Annotated in this window: 17 protein-coding genes; 11 read left to right on the top strand and 6 right to left on the bottom strand. The window is 39.7% G+C overall.

The features are described from left to right. Positions 1-33: 33 nt before the first annotated feature. Positions 34-768 (top strand): LytR/AlgR family response regulator transcription factor, encoded by a 735-nt coding sequence (locus ACULLG_RS04070; protein ID WP_452125487.1) that lies wholly within the window; start codon positions 34-36, stop codon positions 766-768. Between the two features lie 165 nt (positions 769-933). Next, a complete protein-coding gene (locus tag ACULLG_RS04065) occupies positions 934-2,751 on the top strand; it encodes a tetratricopeptide repeat protein (protein WP_452125486.1) in 1,818 nt (605 codons plus the stop codon). Here the strand turns inward: ACULLG_RS04065 and ACULLG_RS04060 are convergent. After that, positions 2,744-3,313, bottom strand: a complete 570-nt coding sequence (locus ACULLG_RS04060) for a DUF3109 family protein (protein WP_452125485.1) — start codon at positions 3,311-3,313, stop codon at positions 2,744-2,746. The genes ACULLG_RS04065 and ACULLG_RS04060 overlap by 8 nt on opposite strands. A gap of 117 nt (positions 3,314-3,430) precedes the next feature. On the opposite strand from ACULLG_RS04060, the gene ACULLG_RS04055 reads away from it, so the two are divergent. Both ACULLG_RS04055 and ACULLG_RS04050 read left to right on the top strand, forming a co-directional pair. Further along, a complete protein-coding gene (locus tag ACULLG_RS04055) occupies positions 3,431-4,009 on the top strand; it encodes a MarC family protein (protein WP_452125484.1) in 579 nt (192 codons plus the stop codon). Positions 4,010-4,020: 11 nt separating this feature from the next. Beyond that, positions 4,021-4,224, top strand: coding sequence for a hypothetical protein (locus ACULLG_RS04050; protein WP_452125483.1), 204 nt, complete (start codon positions 4,021-4,023; stop codon positions 4,222-4,224). On the opposite strand, the gene ACULLG_RS04045 is transcribed toward ACULLG_RS04050, so the two are convergent. The 4 genes from ACULLG_RS04045 to ACULLG_RS04030 form a co-directional block, all read right to left on the bottom strand. Beyond that, on the bottom strand, positions 4,221-5,852 hold the full coding sequence (locus ACULLG_RS04045) for a S41 family peptidase (RefSeq protein ID WP_452125482.1): 1,632 nt from the start codon (positions 5,850-5,852) through the stop codon (positions 4,221-4,223). The two genes, ACULLG_RS04050 and ACULLG_RS04045, sit on opposite strands and share 4 nt — an antisense overlap. A 15-nt stretch (positions 5,853-5,867) precedes the next feature. Beyond that, the gene (locus tag ACULLG_RS04040; protein ID WP_452125481.1) at positions 5,868-6,305 is read right to left on the bottom strand and encodes a deoxycytidylate deaminase; all 438 of its coding nucleotides are present in this window, start codon (positions 6,303-6,305) and stop codon (positions 5,868-5,870) included. Positions 6,306-6,390: 85 nt separating this feature from the next. Beyond that, positions 6,391-6,975 carry a HupE/UreJ family protein gene (locus ACULLG_RS04035; protein WP_452125480.1) on the bottom strand — a complete coding sequence of 195 codons (585 nt, stop codon included), beginning with the start codon at positions 6,973-6,975 and terminating at the stop codon, positions 6,391-6,393. Positions 6,976-6,985: 10 nt separating this feature from the next. Then, a complete protein-coding gene (locus tag ACULLG_RS04030) occupies positions 6,986-7,723 on the bottom strand; it encodes a TerB family tellurite resistance protein (protein ID WP_452125479.1) in 738 nt (245 codons plus the stop codon). Positions 7,724-7,848: 125 nt separating this feature from the next. Here ACULLG_RS04030 and ACULLG_RS04025 point away from each other — a divergent pair, with 125 nt between their 5' ends. The 7 genes from ACULLG_RS04025 to ACULLG_RS03995 all read left to right on the top strand — a co-directional run bounded on the left by ACULLG_RS04025 (position 7,849) and on the right by ACULLG_RS03995 (position 13,482). Continuing rightward, positions 7,849-8,259 carry a BrxA/BrxB family bacilliredoxin gene (locus ACULLG_RS04025; RefSeq protein ID WP_452125478.1) on the top strand — a complete coding sequence of 137 codons (411 nt, stop codon included), beginning with the start codon at positions 7,849-7,851 and terminating at the stop codon, positions 8,257-8,259. Positions 8,260-8,320: 61 nt separating this feature from the next. After that, a complete protein-coding gene (locus tag ACULLG_RS04020) occupies positions 8,321-9,037 on the top strand; it encodes an SDR family NAD(P)-dependent oxidoreductase (RefSeq protein WP_452125477.1) in 717 nt (238 codons plus the stop codon). A 1-nt stretch (position 9,038) separates the two neighbouring features. Next, positions 9,039-9,767, top strand: a complete 729-nt coding sequence (locus tag ACULLG_RS04015; RefSeq protein WP_452125476.1) for a lysophospholipid acyltransferase family protein — start codon at positions 9,039-9,041, stop codon at positions 9,765-9,767. Between the two features lie 4 nt (positions 9,768-9,771). Then, positions 9,772-10,422, top strand: a complete 651-nt coding sequence (locus ACULLG_RS04010; protein ID WP_452125475.1) for an HD domain-containing protein — start codon at positions 9,772-9,774, stop codon at positions 10,420-10,422. Positions 10,423-10,483: 61 nt separating this feature from the next. Further along, complete coding sequence (locus ACULLG_RS04005) at positions 10,484-11,908, top strand: Gfo/Idh/MocA family protein (protein WP_452125474.1); 1,425 nt, start codon at positions 10,484-10,486, stop codon at positions 11,906-11,908. 116 nt (positions 11,909-12,024) lie between these two features. Then, positions 12,025-12,324 carry a hypothetical protein gene (locus ACULLG_RS04000; protein WP_452125473.1) on the top strand — a complete coding sequence of 100 codons (300 nt, stop codon included), beginning with the start codon at positions 12,025-12,027 and terminating at the stop codon, positions 12,322-12,324. Between the two features lie 54 nt (positions 12,325-12,378). Beyond that, complete coding sequence (locus ACULLG_RS03995; protein ID WP_452125472.1) at positions 12,379-13,482, top strand: acyltransferase family protein; 1,104 nt, start codon at positions 12,379-12,381, stop codon at positions 13,480-13,482. Here ACULLG_RS03995 and ACULLG_RS03990 read toward each other — a convergent pair. Continuing rightward, positions 13,479-14,723, bottom strand: coding sequence for an RNA polymerase sigma factor (locus ACULLG_RS03990; protein ID WP_452125471.1), 1,245 nt, complete (start codon positions 14,721-14,723; stop codon positions 13,479-13,481). The two genes, ACULLG_RS03995 and ACULLG_RS03990, sit on opposite strands and share 4 nt — an antisense overlap. Positions 14,724-14,742 lie beyond the last annotated feature (19 nt).

Here is a 14,742-nt window from a genome sequence, read left to right as displayed (position 1 = left end):
AATTATAAATTTGGGTTTGATTTAAAACAGAGGATGTTAGAAGCAGTTATAGTAGATGACGAGGTTAAAGCACTGCAAAGTTTGAGTTGGGAATTGACCAATTTGAGTGATGAAGTGGATATTGTTGCCTCTTTTACTGATGCACATGAAGCATTGGATTACCTAGAGCGTAATACTCCGGATTGCCTATTTCTTGATATTGAAATGCCGGCAATGGACGGTTTCCAGTTTATCAAAAATCTTAAAAACAAGGATTTCCCTGTTGTCATTACCACTGCATACAATCAATACGCGCTCCAGGCTTTAAAAAACGAGGCCATTGATTATTTGCTAAAACCAATAGACACTGATGACCTTCAAGTCACCATTGCCAAAATAAAGAAGTACAACACCAAAAACCTTACGGTTGATAAGTTGGAAAAAATCTTGTTGAACTTCAATGCAGATTCCCATAGTAAAAAAATAACCATCAACACCGACGGTAAATTGGTGTTCTTGAACAGTGATGATATTCTTTATGCCGAATCGGATGGCAACTATAGCACCATATATTTAAGCGATGGCCATAAAATTCTATTGACAAAAAAACTAAAGGAAGTAAACACATTGTTGCCCGATAATAGTTTTTTCAGAATACACAATTCATACATCATCAATCTCAACAAAATAAAAGAATTTCTCAAAACAGACGGATATGTGGTTTTGGAATCCAACCATAAAATACCCGTTTCCCGGCAAAAGAAATCCGATTTTTTGGATATGCTGTAACTTCGTAGGATAGCTGTGTTCAAATTTAGATTGATACCAAACAAAAAACTCCCCCCGGCACTAAGAATTGCATGGTTGTCCTTTTGCTTCTTAATCACTTCAGGTTTAACCCAAGCACAAGAAATCCCGGAATCGTTTAAGAAAAAGGCTGAGCGAATCATACGAATGCAGCCCAAAACATATCTCTCCTTAGATACTGAACTTAAGGATGAAAAGGGAGATACAACATTACTCCGATACTTTGCCAATCTCAGTAAAAGTGAGAATTATCTGGAAGGTGCTTCATACGCCTTGGACCAAATTGGAGCACGATATCGAAATATCTCCAAATTCAAACAAGCTGCGGACCTTCATCAAGAGGCCTTGACCCTCGCCGAGGAGGCTAATAACACCGGCCTTAGGGTTAGGGCACTAAACATGCTAGGAGTGGTATATCGAAGAACTGATGCCATTAAAACCGCGCTGGATTATAACCAGAAAGCATTAGAGCTGGCGGAACAAGTGGAAAATCCCTCCACACACATCAAACGGAGTATCAATGTCTCCTTGAACTGCATTGGCAATCTCTACCAAACTTTGGAGCAGTACGATCTGGCAATCATACAATTTAAAAGAGCATTAACGCTTGAAGAAGAACTGGGAAACAAATTAGGTTTGGCCATCAACCATCAAAATATTGGGGATTGCATGGAGTACAAAGGTGATTTGGAAGGTGCCCTGGAGAATTATCGCAAATCCCTGGCGTACAACGAAGAAATCAATTCGGATTACGGTAGGGTCATCTGTAAAAATAGTTTGGCCCAAATCTATCTTAAACAAGATATGCCTTATGCAGCTTTGGTATTGTTAGAACCACTTTACGAGCAATCGAAAGCCATAGGTGATTTTTTTATCACCGCCATGGTCTACATAAATACAGGATGGGCCCATACCAAGTTGGGCAACTACACTAAAGCCCAAAAGTTCATCCAAGATGGTCTTGAAATGGCCCAAAGCCATAATCTGCCCAGCAATGTTTTATATGCCTATCAAAAACTTTCCGATCTAGAACACGAAAGAGGCAACTATCAACAAGCCTATAATTACTACGTTAAGGCCGATGAGTACGATAAGGAAATCTCCAGTGCCACCAACTTTAGGTACATGAATGATGTTATCGTTAGGTACGAAGCCGACAAAAAAACCAATCAAATATCGGTGCTGGCCAAAGAAAATGAAATTGTCAGGCTAAGACTTCGTAAAAACCAGACCACCTTGTTGGTAAGTGCCTTAATAGTTGGTCTGATTTCTTCCATTTTATACATCTTGTACCGTCAGTATCAGAGTAAAAATGAAAAAAGAGTGCTCACTCTTGAGCAAAACATGCTACGCAGCCAGATGAATCCTCATTTTTTGTTCAATTCACTGAACTCAATAAAGCTTTACATCATCAACAACGAACAAAAAAATGCTGTTCATTATCTAAACAAGTTTTCAAAGTTGGTACGTAAAATATTGGAAGCTTCTTCCCTAAAAGAGATTTCCTTGGCGGAAGAATTGGAAACCGTTGAACTTTATATGAATATTGAGAATATTCGCTTTTCCAACGAAATCGACTTCAAAATAAGGGTTGATGATAGCCTTAACGTAGATAACATAAAAGTGCCTTCGTTGGCACTTCAACCTTTCTTAGAGAATTCGCTGTGGCATGGGCTTTCTCCCAAGGAAGGGCAAAAGATGATCCATCTTTTGGTAAAAAAGAAAGCTGAAAGCCATGTATCCATTGAAGTTGTTGACAATGGAGTTGGTAGGGATGCCGCCCAAGCAAACAAGGCCAATAGGGTCTTGAAAAGAAAATCAGTGGGTATACGGATTACAAAAGAACGCTTGGCCAATTTTTCCAAAGACTATCAAAATAGTTTCGATGTGGATATTGTGGACTTGTTCAATGATGATGGCGAGTCTATAGGCACCAAGGTAGTTTTGGACATCCCTATTATTTAGCATTTTCACGAGCTACTTCTTCCAACTCGTTATACCAGTTCTCACCAAATTTTCTGATCAGGGCTTCCTTAACAAACTTAAATATGGGCACCTTGAGCTCATTGCCCAAACTACAGGCAGGGTCACAAATTTCCCATCTATGATAATTGACCGCTGTAAATTCGGAATACGCTCGCGTTCTAACAGGATACAGATGACAGGATATGGGTTTCTTCCATTTTGTGGCTCCATTGTTATAAGCCTCCTCCAGCCCGCATTTGGCTATCCCCCCTTCTGAAAAAACAACATACGCACATTCACTCTTGTTTATCAAAGGTGTCTCCCATTCCCCATCTTCACCTTTCACAAAGGCGCCTTGTTCTTCAATTGCCTTAATGCCCTCGGCTCTAAGGTATGGTTTGACATCATTAAAAATGTTGACCAATATTTCGGTCTCCGATTCCTCCAAGGGAGCGCCGTACTCGCCATCAACACAACAGGCGCCCTTGCATGCATTTAAGTTGCATACAAAGTCGTTCTCTAAAATCTCTTCCGACACTATGGTTTTTCCAATTTGGAACATGGCAATCCCTATTTTTTTGCACAAAAATAATCAAACCACAAAATTGATGTTTTCTAAACCCATTTTGGTAATCCAAAAGACTTTTTTACCCGTACATTTGGAACAAATTTTAAGAGGATGAATTTCAGTATAAAAGAGATTGTTACAGCCAGCATGGTTCTTTTTGCCGTTATCGATATTTTAGGTAGTATCCCAATTATTATTTCCTTAAGAACCAAGGTGGGGCATATCCAATCTGGAAAGGCTTCCATTGTCGCTGCTTGTATTATGACCGCTTTTCTTTTTGTAGGAGAAAGTATTCTTGGACTTATCGGCATCGATGTGAATTCATTTGCCGTTGCCGGTGCCTTCGTTATTTTTTTCTTGGCATTGGAAATGGTATTGGGGGTTACATTATTCAAACATGATGAGCCAGAAAGCGCATCCGTTGTGCCTATTGCTTTCCCGATTATTGCCGGTGCTGGTACCCTGACCTCCATTTTGGCATTGCGGGCCGAGTATCATGTTGAGAACATCATAATCGCAATTGTCGTAAACATTATCTTTGTATATCTTGTTTTAAAGTCAAGTGCCAAAATTGAACGTATTTTAGGCAAAAATGGACTTAACGTAATCAGGAAAGTATTTGGGGTCATTTTATTGGCAATTGCCGTAAAGCTGTTCGCCACCAATGTCAACCAAATGTTTATGCATTAACTGCAATCATCATGAGCAAAACTCTTATCATAATTCTCATAATTCTTGCCGTAGGACTCATTTCCTACAATGTGACTTTAGTAGATTTTGAAGCTCCTTTTAAGGGTGATAGCACCATTGCTCTCATCGGGATTTTGGCCTCGCTCTGTGCCATTGTGCTCTTGCTGATTTTTATGACCTCAAAGAAAATCGACAAAAAAATCAAAGACAATTAGTCTTCCGGCCTAAGTGCCACTTCTTCAGATTTGTCAAAGGTTGATGCGGCGTCCAAATCCTTGATTTTGACAAGCATTGCGTCATGTTTCCCTTTTATCTGGGCCGAAAGGTTGGGCGAGAATAATTGTTCAGCAATATTGGCCTTTAAGTAGTCCTTTATTTTATCTTCAAAGGCATAAAAGTCCAATTTAATCTTTCGATTGAGCACGAACTGGATAAATTCATCAAAAAGAATATCGTCTACGCGATACTCATCCAAAAATTGATTTTTAGTGTAGTTTGCGAACCTAGTTCGGTCCTTTTCAAGGTGTTCAAAAATAAATCTAGCGAAGAACTCATATGTATCATCCATACTATCAATCGCCTCTTCTTCATTACTCCCAATCGGCACAAAAATGTCTGGGATTATACCACCGCCTCCATAAACAATTTTGCCCTTTGGGGTCCTAAACTTTAGCGAATCGGCCACTTTTATGCTATCTACTGAAATAAGCTCCCCACTGCTGTAACGTTCGATGAATTTTTGATAATAATCGCGATGCCCCTTCTTATAGGATCGCTGTATTGAACGCCCGGTCGGGGTATAATATCTGGACACCGTAAGTCGCACGGCAGAACCATCTCCCAAATCCATCTCACGTTGCACCAAACCTTTACCGAAGGACCTACGGCCAACTATTGTTCCTACGTCATTATCCTGTAAAGCTCCAGCAATGATCTCGCTGGCGGATGCAGACCTTTCATTTATCAAAACGTAAACTGGTTTATCCTCAAAATCTCCCTTACTGGAAGCAAAGGCCTTTTTTATTCTTCCTTTTTTGTTTTTAGTGTACAAAATCAGTTTGTCATCCTCAAGAAATTCATCGGCCAGTTTCTCCGCTATCCCCAAATAACCGCCAGGATTATCCCTTAAATCAAGAACCAATTTTTCCGCTCCCCGAATCTTTAGCTTTCTAAGAGCGTCCTTGAATTCGTTAAAGGTAGATTCGGCAAATCGATTGATTTTAATATAGCCTATGTCGTTGGTCAACATATAGTAGGCATCAACACTTTTGATTGGGATGCGATCACGCCTAACCGTAATATCCATCATTTTATTTTCGGATTTACGGTATACCTTCAAATCCACCTTGGTGCCTATTTTTCCTTTTAAAGTAGAAACTACCGCATTATTAGGAATTCTTCGGCCGTACAATGTATCGGTATCAGCCACCAAAATACGATCGCCTGGTTTGATCCCACTTATTTGACTTGGCCCATTTTTAATGGTTCGTATTACTGTAATGGTATCTCGATACATATAAAAGCTTACCCCAATACCCACAAAATCACCTTTCATGTTCTCGGTAACCTCTTCCATCTCACTTTTGGGGATATATACGGAATGAGGGTCCAACTTTCCCAAAATATTGTTCACCGTGACATCCACAATGCTATCCGTATCAATATCATCTACATATTCATAGTCGATATAATCGATTAGTCTATTGAGTTTGTCCTTTTTGGAATTGGTAGAAAACAATTTCTCAGGAGTGTCATCAAAGTGAAGTTTCCCTCCGATAAAAATTCCTATGGCCACGGCAAAACCGAGCAGTGTAGGTAATATATATTGATATTTCTTTTTCATAGCTTAATGGTGAGGTTATACCATTTCTTCCAAAATAGGAAGATGATGTGTGATTACACCGGCTCGTTCCAAAAAGCGTAATCCAGAGTCATCTTTATAAGCCTTTTGGTACACCACACGTTTTATTCCTGATTGATGAATCAATTTGCTGCACTCCCTGCATGGGGACAATGTAATATAAAGTGTTGCTCCTTCACAAGATTGAGTGGAAGAGGCCACTTTTGATATAGCGTTCGCTTCTGCGTGCAGTACATACCATTTGGTGTACCCTTCATCATCTTCGCAAATATTCTCGAAGCCTGTTGGGGTTCCATTATAGCCATCCGAAATAATCATTCGGTCTTTAACAATGATGGCACCTACCTGCTTGCGTTGACAATAGGACAATTTGCCCCATTCTTTGGCCATTCTTAAATAGGCCTTGTCATACTTTTCCTGTTTACGCTCCTTCATGTGTCAAATAATAAGCCGATAATCAATAAATATACCCGCTTTGTAAGTCCCCTACAACCTTATTCTGCTAATTTTAACAAAGGCCCTATTGGGGAAACGTGGCAATGAGTAATGGTATTGTAATCGCAATGACCAAAATCGATGCAATGGCTATAAAAATCGTTTTTTTAACCTTTAGCAGGTCTTGAACCACGAATGCAACTGCCAAAATGGCCAGGATAATGGCTACTTGGGAAAGCTCGATGCCCGTAGCGAATCCCAAAAGCGGAACAACTTTATCGTCCTCTTCCGCCATTAACATCTTAAAGTAATTGGAGAATCCAAATCCATGGATCAATCCAAAAAAAGTGGTAGCAAGAATGTGAAGGGTCATCCCAACACTTTTAATTTCTTTTTTGACGTATACGAAATTGAATAGAGCAGTCAAAAGAATGGTCACGGGAATAAGGAATTCTATTAATCCAACATCAACTGTTAAGACATCATATGCCGAAAGTGCAAGTGAAGTACAATGAGCAACGGTGAAGATGGTAGCTAAGATTACCACTCTTTTCCAATTCACAAAAGTGAACGGAATGGCCAAGGCCGATAAAAATAATATGTGATCATATGCGCCAAAGTCCAACACATGATCCAATCCCAATTTAATGTAAAACCAAAATTCTTGCATAAATTATCTATTAAGAAATTCCACGTTCTTTTTGAATGGTTTCGTAGGCTTTCTGTACTTCTTTGAACTTCTCTTCCGCACCTTTTTTGATGGCCTCGTTTTCTGTGACCACACGATCTGGGTGATATTTTTTAGCCATGGTCCTATATGCCTTTTTAACATCATCATCCGAAGCGGTCTTTTCAATCTCCAAAATCTTGTAGGCATTGTCAGCAGATTTTATGAACATCGCCATGATACTTTCAAAATCATGATGCCCTACTCTTAAATACCCTGCTATCTCCTTTAGTTTGTTTACCTCAGCCTTGCTCACGTGTCCATCGGCTTGGGCAATTCCAAACAAAAAGTGCAGCAGTTGTAATCGAACTTCATAACGGGTTCGCTGCACTAGATAAGAACAGATTCTTTGAGCTGAAATCTCTCTTTTCTTAATGACATCATTAAATGTTCGGAAAATCGCATTTGACTTTTCCTTGCCATAAGTGCTCAAAAAATATTGCCTAACATAATCCAATTCGCGCTGGCTTACTTGTCCATCGGCCTTGATAATAATGGAGCACAGTGAGAGTAAATTCAGTTCAAAATCAGCTGGGGAAACGGTTTGACGAGTAAAATCTTGAAAGATTGTTCTACCTCCTCCTTTGGAGCCTCCCATGTTCTCAAAAAGACTTCCAAGAATAAACCCAAGAATAGCTCCTGGAAAACGAAATATATAATAGCCCAAAAACGCGGCCACCCATTTAATCATCCCTCAAAATTATTAAAGCCCAAATATAGGACTTTGCACAGGAAACAAACCTTTTAGGAATGTTAAGGCCAATGAAAAAAATGCGACAAAAGCCGTATCTTTGAATGCTTTTTAAAAATTAAATTATGTATCCAGAAGAATTGGTTAAACCTATGCGAGCTGATTTGGCCTCAGCAGGGTTTGAAGAACTATATACAAGTGAAGCTGTTGAAAATGCATTGAAGCAAGATGGAACTACCTTAGTTGTGGTAAATTCTGTTTGTGGATGTGCTGCAGCCAATGCAAGACCAGCGGCAAAATTAAGCTTGCAAAACAGCAAAAAACCAGACCATTTGGCCACCGTTTTTGCAGGAGTTGATACCGAGGCGGTAGATACGGCAAGGAACCATATGGTGCCCTTCCCTCCCTCCTCGCCAAGTATGGCTCTATTCAAAGATGGTGAATTGGTTCATATGATCGAAAGACATCATATTGAAGGAAGACCTGCAGAAATCATTGCGGAAAATCTAATGGAAGCTTATAACGAATTCTGCTAGATTTAACCATTAGAAAAATTTAAAGACCACCCTTAAGGGTGGTTTTTTATTTTTGCCCCTTATGGAACAAAAAGCGATAATAGTAGGTGCTTCTTCTGGAATCGGAAGAGAGCTTGCCCTTACCTTAGCACACAGCGGCTTCAAGGTAGGCGTCACCGGAAGACGGGAGGAACTACTTGACCAATTGGCAAATGATTATCCCAACTCCTTTATTCCAAAAGCTTTTGATTGTACCAAAGAAAATGTAATTGAAAATCTAGAAACCCTAGTTGAAAATCTTGGTGGTCTTGATCTTTTTATATTTTCATCCGGAACTGGGGACCTTAATGAATCGCTTGACGATGGCATTGAACAAATGACCAACAATCTTAATGTGCTTGCCTTTTCCAAGATTCTAGGATGGGCATTTCGGTTTTTCCAAAAACAAGGTTTTGGACATTTGGCAGCCATTAGTTCTATAGGCGGGCTAAGGGGAAGTGGTATTGCTCCATCATACAATGCTTCCAAAGCGTATCAAATCAATTATTTGGAAGGGCTTCGTCAGAAAGCCGTCAAATCCAAATTGAAAATAACAGTTACCGATATTCGCCCGGGGTTTGTAGATACGGCTATGGCAAAAGGGGATGGGAAATTTTGGGTCGCACCTCCAAAAAAAGCAGCAAAACAGATGTATAGTGCCCTCCAAAGAAAAAAAGATAAGGTCTATGTCACAAAAAGATGGCGAATCATTGCCCTAATTCTAAAGATTTTACCAACTTGGCTTTATAAAAGAATGTAGCATGCTCAAGTTACTTTCATATCCGTTAACACTCGTTTTCTTTATTTGTTTTGGGTTGACTTTGGTAGTTTTTCATCCCATTCAGTGGGTCTGTCTAAATTTTTTTGGTTACGGTGCCCATAAACGAAGTGTGAGTTTTTTGAATTGGTTTTTGATGCGATGCACCAACATATTAGGTGTTCGATACCTATTTGAAAACGAACATGATATCCCAACCAACAAACCATTGATTATTGTGACCAACCATCAGAGCATGTACGACATTCCTCCCATTATTTGGCATATGCGAAAGCACCATCCAAAATTTGTCAGCAAAAAAGAATTGGGCAAAGGTATTCCGAGTGTTTCATTTAATCTAAGGCATGGTGGATCAGCATTGATCAACCGTAAAGACCCTGCCCAAGCGATCGCCGAAATTGGAAAATTGGGGAGCTACATTGAAAAACATAACCGAAGTGCTGTTATCTTTCCGGAAGGCACCCGTAGTCGTGATGGTAAACCCAAAATTTTTAAGCCTTCGGGTCTAAAAATGCTTATGAAACATGCTCCTTCAGCATTTATTGTGCCCATTACCATTAACAACTCTTGGAAAATGCTTCGATACGGAAAGTTCCCAATGGGATTGGGAGCCTATATCAAATTTAAGGTTCACCCACCCATAATTAATGAAGGAAACCCTGAGGACATCATCAAACAGGTGGAACTTCAGGTTACCAAAGACATTATTTAAGCTTATGGCAGAGGAAAACATTGTAGAAAAGACCATCAATTTTGTAAAACAAACACTGAAAGGTGCAGAAGGAGGCCATGATTGGTTTCATACCCAAAGGGTATTCAACAATGCAAAACAAATAGCACAAATTGAGGAGGTGGATACTTTGGTAATTAAATTGGCCGCTTTACTACATGATATTGCGGACCCAAAATTCCATAACGGAGATGAGTCGGTTGGTCCGAGGTTAGCTCAACAATTTCTACAAAACCAGAATGTTGAAAGCGACACCACCAAACATATAGTCAATATCATAAAATACATGTCCTTCAAAAATAGTTTGGAGCCCGGTGAAAAATTTAATTCCCTAGAACTTCAAGTGGTTCAAGATGCTGACCGATTGGATGCCATAGGTGCCATCGGCATAGCACGGACTTTCAATTACGGAGGTTTTAAAAATCGGGAATTGTACAATCCTGATATTCATCCCCAAATGAATATGTCGAAGGAAGAATACAAGAATTCCAATGCACCTACCATCAATCATTTTTATGAAAAACTGCTTCTGCTCAAAGACAAAATGAACACTGAAACTGGCCGGAAATTAGCTGAGCAAAGACATCAGTTCATGTTAGATTATCTGGAACAATTTTATAAAGAGTGGAATACGTAACAACGCTCTTTGTCTATTGTTGTTTTTTGTATCTTCAATCCCATCAAAAAAAACAAACCAAATGCAACGAAGAAAGTTTTTGAAAAATGCTGCAACCACTTCGGCGGCCTTTACTATTGTTCCCAGTTTTGTGCTCGGAAAAAATCATGTTCCTCCAAGTGATACGCTCTATATGGCCGCTTTTGGAGCCGGTGGTAGAGGTGGAGGTGTTATCCAAGGTTTGGCCGAGACTGGCAAAGTCAAATTTGTTGCTTTCTGTGATGTAGATGACCGTAGGGCGCAGCAAACTTATGAGGCTTTTCCTGATGCAAAACGATATAAAGACTTTCGAAAGGTATACAAGAAACATTTAAAGGATATTGACGCCATTGCAGTGGCCACGCCTGATCATACCCATGCAACCATTGCGCTTCCCTTTATGCGTGAAAAAAAGCATGCATACGTTGAAAAGCCGCTGACACATAACATTCATGAGGCAAGGTTAATGACCAAGGTTGCCGCTGAAAATGGGATTGTAACCCAAATGGGAAATCAAGGAGCTAGCAGCGATGACAGTAGAATTGCCCGTGAATGGGTTGAATCGGGTGTTATCGGAAATGTACATACTATAGAATGCTGGACCAATCGCCCAGTATGGCCACAAGGAGTAGCTGTACCAACAGCAAAACAAAATGTTCCTAAAGGACTGGATTGGGATCTTTGGTTAGGACCTGCAGCGAATCGCAATTACAATGACGCCTATTTGCCATTCAAATGGCGAGGTTGGTGGGATTTTGGCACCGGAGCCCTGGGTGATATGGGTTGTCATATTATGGAAACGCCTTTTAGTGTTTTAGATCTTGGCTATCCAACTGAAGCAGAGGCCAGTTGTACCACAGTTTGGGTAGGTGACTTTGTTGAGGCAGATTACAGTCCTTCATGTCCACCTTCTTCAAAAATCCATCTCAAATTTGAACATCCCACACACGGAGATATACAATTAAACTGGTATGATGGTGGAATTATGCCCGATCTTCCGGACGAGTTAAAGGATGGCGAAATAGTTGGTAATAGAGATGGTGGTACCATAATGTATGGTGATAAGGGAATTCTGGTTTGTGATACTTATTCCCAAAATGCCCGTCTGCTTCCATCCGACATGATGGATCTTTATAAATCCCCCGAACCTAAATACGCCAGAGTCCCTGGAAGCATGGGTGGACATATTGCGAATTTTGTGGATGGCTGTTTGACTGGAGCCGAAACCTCTTCCAATTTTGCCAAAGCTGGCCCGCTCACAGAAACCGTCTTGATGGGTAATTTGGCCGTGAAAGCATATCAATACAAAGTATTGAAAGAGGGTAAGAAAGTAGGAGATTGGGACCCTTATGAGTATCCAGGAAGACGTAAGTTGCTTTGGGATGGTGAAAACATGAAAATCACCAACTATGACAAGGCCAACGAATGGGTAAGCCGTGAGTATCGCAAGGGTTGGGAGCTGACCTAAACCATTTTGGTTTTATTGGGCGCTAACCTTAAGCTTAGATTTAAATGACCTATTATTTGAATTCAACCTCGAATGCATCTATCAGTTTATTTAATAATCTAAATGCGATTTTTATTATGAGTGCCAACAAAAGAATTATAGTTTCGGTATCGTCCTATTTGATTTTGTTCTGTATTTCGGGATTAATTTTTACCTTTTCTGAATTTACAGGAAGTGACGCAGCTGGAAATGGAATGGCTCAAGGGCTAACCCTACTCTATGGTGCTGCAGGGTTTTCCGTTTTGGCTGTTGTGCTTACCATTCTCAATGCATTCATTTTTAAGAATGTTACCAAGCTTTGGGTCAAATTTTTGTTTTTTGTGCCATTGCTTATCATTCCAATAATGGCCTTTGCTTTGATTGGTGGGTTCTCATAAAATGACCTTATACTGATCAAAGTTTTTAATAAAAACCAACCAAACCTCCATAGCATGAGTGAAAATGCATCACACCACAAAAGAATTCTTTCAATTGATGCCTTGAGAGGTTTCGATATGTTTCTGATTATTTTTGCCGACCATTTTTTTTACAATCTTAACGAAGGAGCAGGAACTTCGTTTACAGCATCTTTAGCAAAACAGTTTAGCCATCCCGAATGGTTTGGTTCTACTTTTTATGACATCATAATGCCCCTGTTTTTATTTGTTGTAGGTGCTGTCATTCCTTTTTCTTTATCCAAAAGGATGCAAGAAAATGCCGGTAAAGGTGCAATTTATAGAAAGCTTGTTAAACGGTTTATCATCTTATTTATATTAGGTTGGATCGTACAGGGCAATTTATTGGCTTGGGACGCCGACCAGTTTCATATTTTCAGCAATACATTACAAGCCATTGCTGTAGGATACTTATTCTCTTGCATAGCGTATATCCATTTGAAAAGAAAATGGCTTTATGTGGTTTTTGCATTTTGCCTTATTATTTATGCCTTGATTTTGACCGTTCCCAATGTTCCTGGAGTGGGAAGAAGTATGCTCTTGCCTGATCAAAATTTTGCACTGTATTTTGATCGTTTGATTTTTGGGAAATTTGATGATGGTCTTCAATATACTTGGCTTCTCAGTGGATTTGGATTTACGGCGACAACATTATCAGGGGTTTTTGCGGGAGAACTTATCAAGTCTAACCTTCCACGAAAAAAGGTTTCCCTATATCTACTTTTAGCGGGGATTGCCGCCTTGGCTCTTGGGCTGATTTGGGGTATTTGGCATCCTATTGTAAAAAAGATTTGGTCAAGCACATTTGTGCTGGCCTCCTCAGGAGTGTGCTACATTTTATTGGCCCTGTTTTATTGGATTATTGATGTGAAAGGAAAAAACAAATGGGCTTTTCCATTAAAAGTCATTGGCATGAATGCGATTACAGCATATGTGCTTTCCCATGTTATCAATTTCCGTGAAGTCGCTGGTTTTCTTTTATATGGCTTGGAGCAATATGTAGGGGCATATTACCCGATGATTCTTTCTCTTGGCGGGTTTGGAGTTCTTTACCTTTTGTTATGGTATATGTATAGAAATGGTACTTTTATCAAAGTTTAAACCAGCTTTTTTTGAAGATGTTTTTTTACTAGTTCGTTATCCGTAAGATCAATTGCTTTTTTTAAGATTGCATTATAGTCCGCATGCTCAAGTTCTAACAACAACTCCGCTTTAATAGCGTAAAACAATCCCATTTTGTTCATTTCGGAATTGCTACCAAGCGCATTCAACATTTCTAGTGCCTTTTCCGCTCCATGAATTTTGGCAAAGGCCACTATCCTGTTCAACGCCAGCATGGATGAATATTGTTGCTTCAATTGCAAATCGTACAAATACAGGATGCTTTTCCAGTCTGTTTTTTGAAAAGATTTGGCTTCACAATGGTAAAACGACCTTGCAGCTTCCAGATGATAAATGGAAGGTAGTTTGTCTTCCGTTCCCGAGCTTTCTAAATGACGAACGCCAATTTTTATCAATTCGTCATTGTACTTGGATCGATCCTGAAATTCCAAAGTAACCAGTTCACCTTTTGAATCAAGGCGTGCATCGAACCGCGAGGCATGAAAGCACATCAATGCAATTAAGGCTTCCAAATTGGCATGCTTACAATATTTGTTCTCCCGTAACAATAAAGCCAATCGCAACGCTTCATAACAAATGTCCTTTTTGAGCATTTGAGAGCCTGTTGTAGCGGCATATCCTTCGGAAAAGAGCAAGTAAATAACCCGAAGTACTATGAACAACCTGGATTGCAATCCCATTTGGACCGGAATCTGGAGGAATTGCACTTCTTCTCGAAACTTTTTCTTGGCCCTTGTAAACGATTTGGCCACGGTTTCCTCTTTTTTCATCAGTGCATCTGCCAATTCCTTATTGCTGAAGCCCCCAATGAGCTTAAGGCTCAATATAATCTGATATTCTTCTGACAATGAGGGGTGGCAACAGGCAAATATCATTTTTAATTGACTATCGGAAATGGTATCGTCTAATGACGGCTCTTTTATTGATGAATCTTCACTCTCTTCCTTCAACTCGCGATTATCCAACAAATCCATTTTTTTATTTCTACGAAGCACATCAATAAGAGCATTGTTTGCAACTCTGTACAACCAAGCCGTAGGATTTTCAGGAATGGATTTATAGCCCCAAACTTGCATGGCCTTAATAAAAGTGTCTTGGGCCGCATCTTCGATTTGCTCCAAATGCGAAATGCCAAACTTGCTGGTCAATACAGCTACTATTTTCCCATATTCATTCCTAAAAAGGTGATCTATGGTGTTATTGAGTTTGGCCTGTGTCATATAAAAAAGAAAAGCCCGA

This window comes from Flagellimonas sp. 2504JD1-5, from assembly GCF_053618295.1.
The sequence above is the reverse complement of the archived record's forward strand: the minus strand, read 5'-3'. Positions and strand labels throughout refer to the sequence as shown.

Bases quoted from the DNA above. Each gene is read 5' to 3' on its own strand.
- ACULLG_RS04070 (WP_452125487.1), top strand. From the start codon at position 34: ATGTTAGAAGCAGTTATAGTAGATGACGAGGTTAAAGCACTGCAAAGT.
- ACULLG_RS04065 (WP_452125486.1), top strand. From the start codon at position 934: ATGCAGCCCAAAACATATCTCTCCTTAGATACTGAACTTAAGGATGAA.
- ACULLG_RS04060 (WP_452125485.1), bottom strand. From the start codon at position 3,313: ATGTTCCAAATTGGAAAAACCATAGTGTCGGAAGAGATTTTAGAGAAC.
- ACULLG_RS04055 (WP_452125484.1), top strand. From the start codon at position 3,431: ATGAATTTCAGTATAAAAGAGATTGTTACAGCCAGCATGGTTCTTTTT.
- ACULLG_RS04050 (WP_452125483.1), top strand. From the start codon at position 4,021: ATGAGCAAAACTCTTATCATAATTCTCATAATTCTTGCCGTAGGACTC.
- ACULLG_RS04045 (WP_452125482.1), bottom strand. From the start codon at position 5,852: ATGAAAAAGAAATATCAATATATATTACCTACACTGCTCGGTTTTGCC.
- ACULLG_RS04040 (WP_452125481.1), bottom strand. From the start codon at position 6,305: ATGAAGGAGCGTAAACAGGAAAAGTATGACAAGGCCTATTTAAGAATG.
- ACULLG_RS04035 (WP_452125480.1), bottom strand. From the start codon at position 6,975: ATGCAAGAATTTTGGTTTTACATTAAATTGGGATTGGATCATGTGTTG.
- ACULLG_RS04030 (WP_452125479.1), bottom strand. From the start codon at position 7,723: ATGATTAAATGGGTGGCCGCGTTTTTGGGCTATTATATATTTCGTTTT.
- ACULLG_RS04025 (WP_452125478.1), top strand. From the start codon at position 7,849: ATGTATCCAGAAGAATTGGTTAAACCTATGCGAGCTGATTTGGCCTCA.
- ACULLG_RS04020 (WP_452125477.1), top strand. From the start codon at position 8,321: ATGGAACAAAAAGCGATAATAGTAGGTGCTTCTTCTGGAATCGGAAGA.
- ACULLG_RS04015 (WP_452125476.1), top strand. From the start codon at position 9,039: ATGCTCAAGTTACTTTCATATCCGTTAACACTCGTTTTCTTTATTTGT.
- ACULLG_RS04010 (WP_452125475.1), top strand. From the start codon at position 9,772: ATGGCAGAGGAAAACATTGTAGAAAAGACCATCAATTTTGTAAAACAA.
- ACULLG_RS04005 (WP_452125474.1), top strand. From the start codon at position 10,484: ATGCAACGAAGAAAGTTTTTGAAAAATGCTGCAACCACTTCGGCGGCC.
- ACULLG_RS04000 (WP_452125473.1), top strand. From the start codon at position 12,025: ATGAGTGCCAACAAAAGAATTATAGTTTCGGTATCGTCCTATTTGATT.
- ACULLG_RS03995 (WP_452125472.1), top strand. From the start codon at position 12,379: ATGAGTGAAAATGCATCACACCACAAAAGAATTCTTTCAATTGATGCC.
- ACULLG_RS03990 (WP_452125471.1), bottom strand. From the start codon at position 14,723: ATGACACAGGCCAAACTCAATAACACCATAGATCACCTTTTTAGGAAT.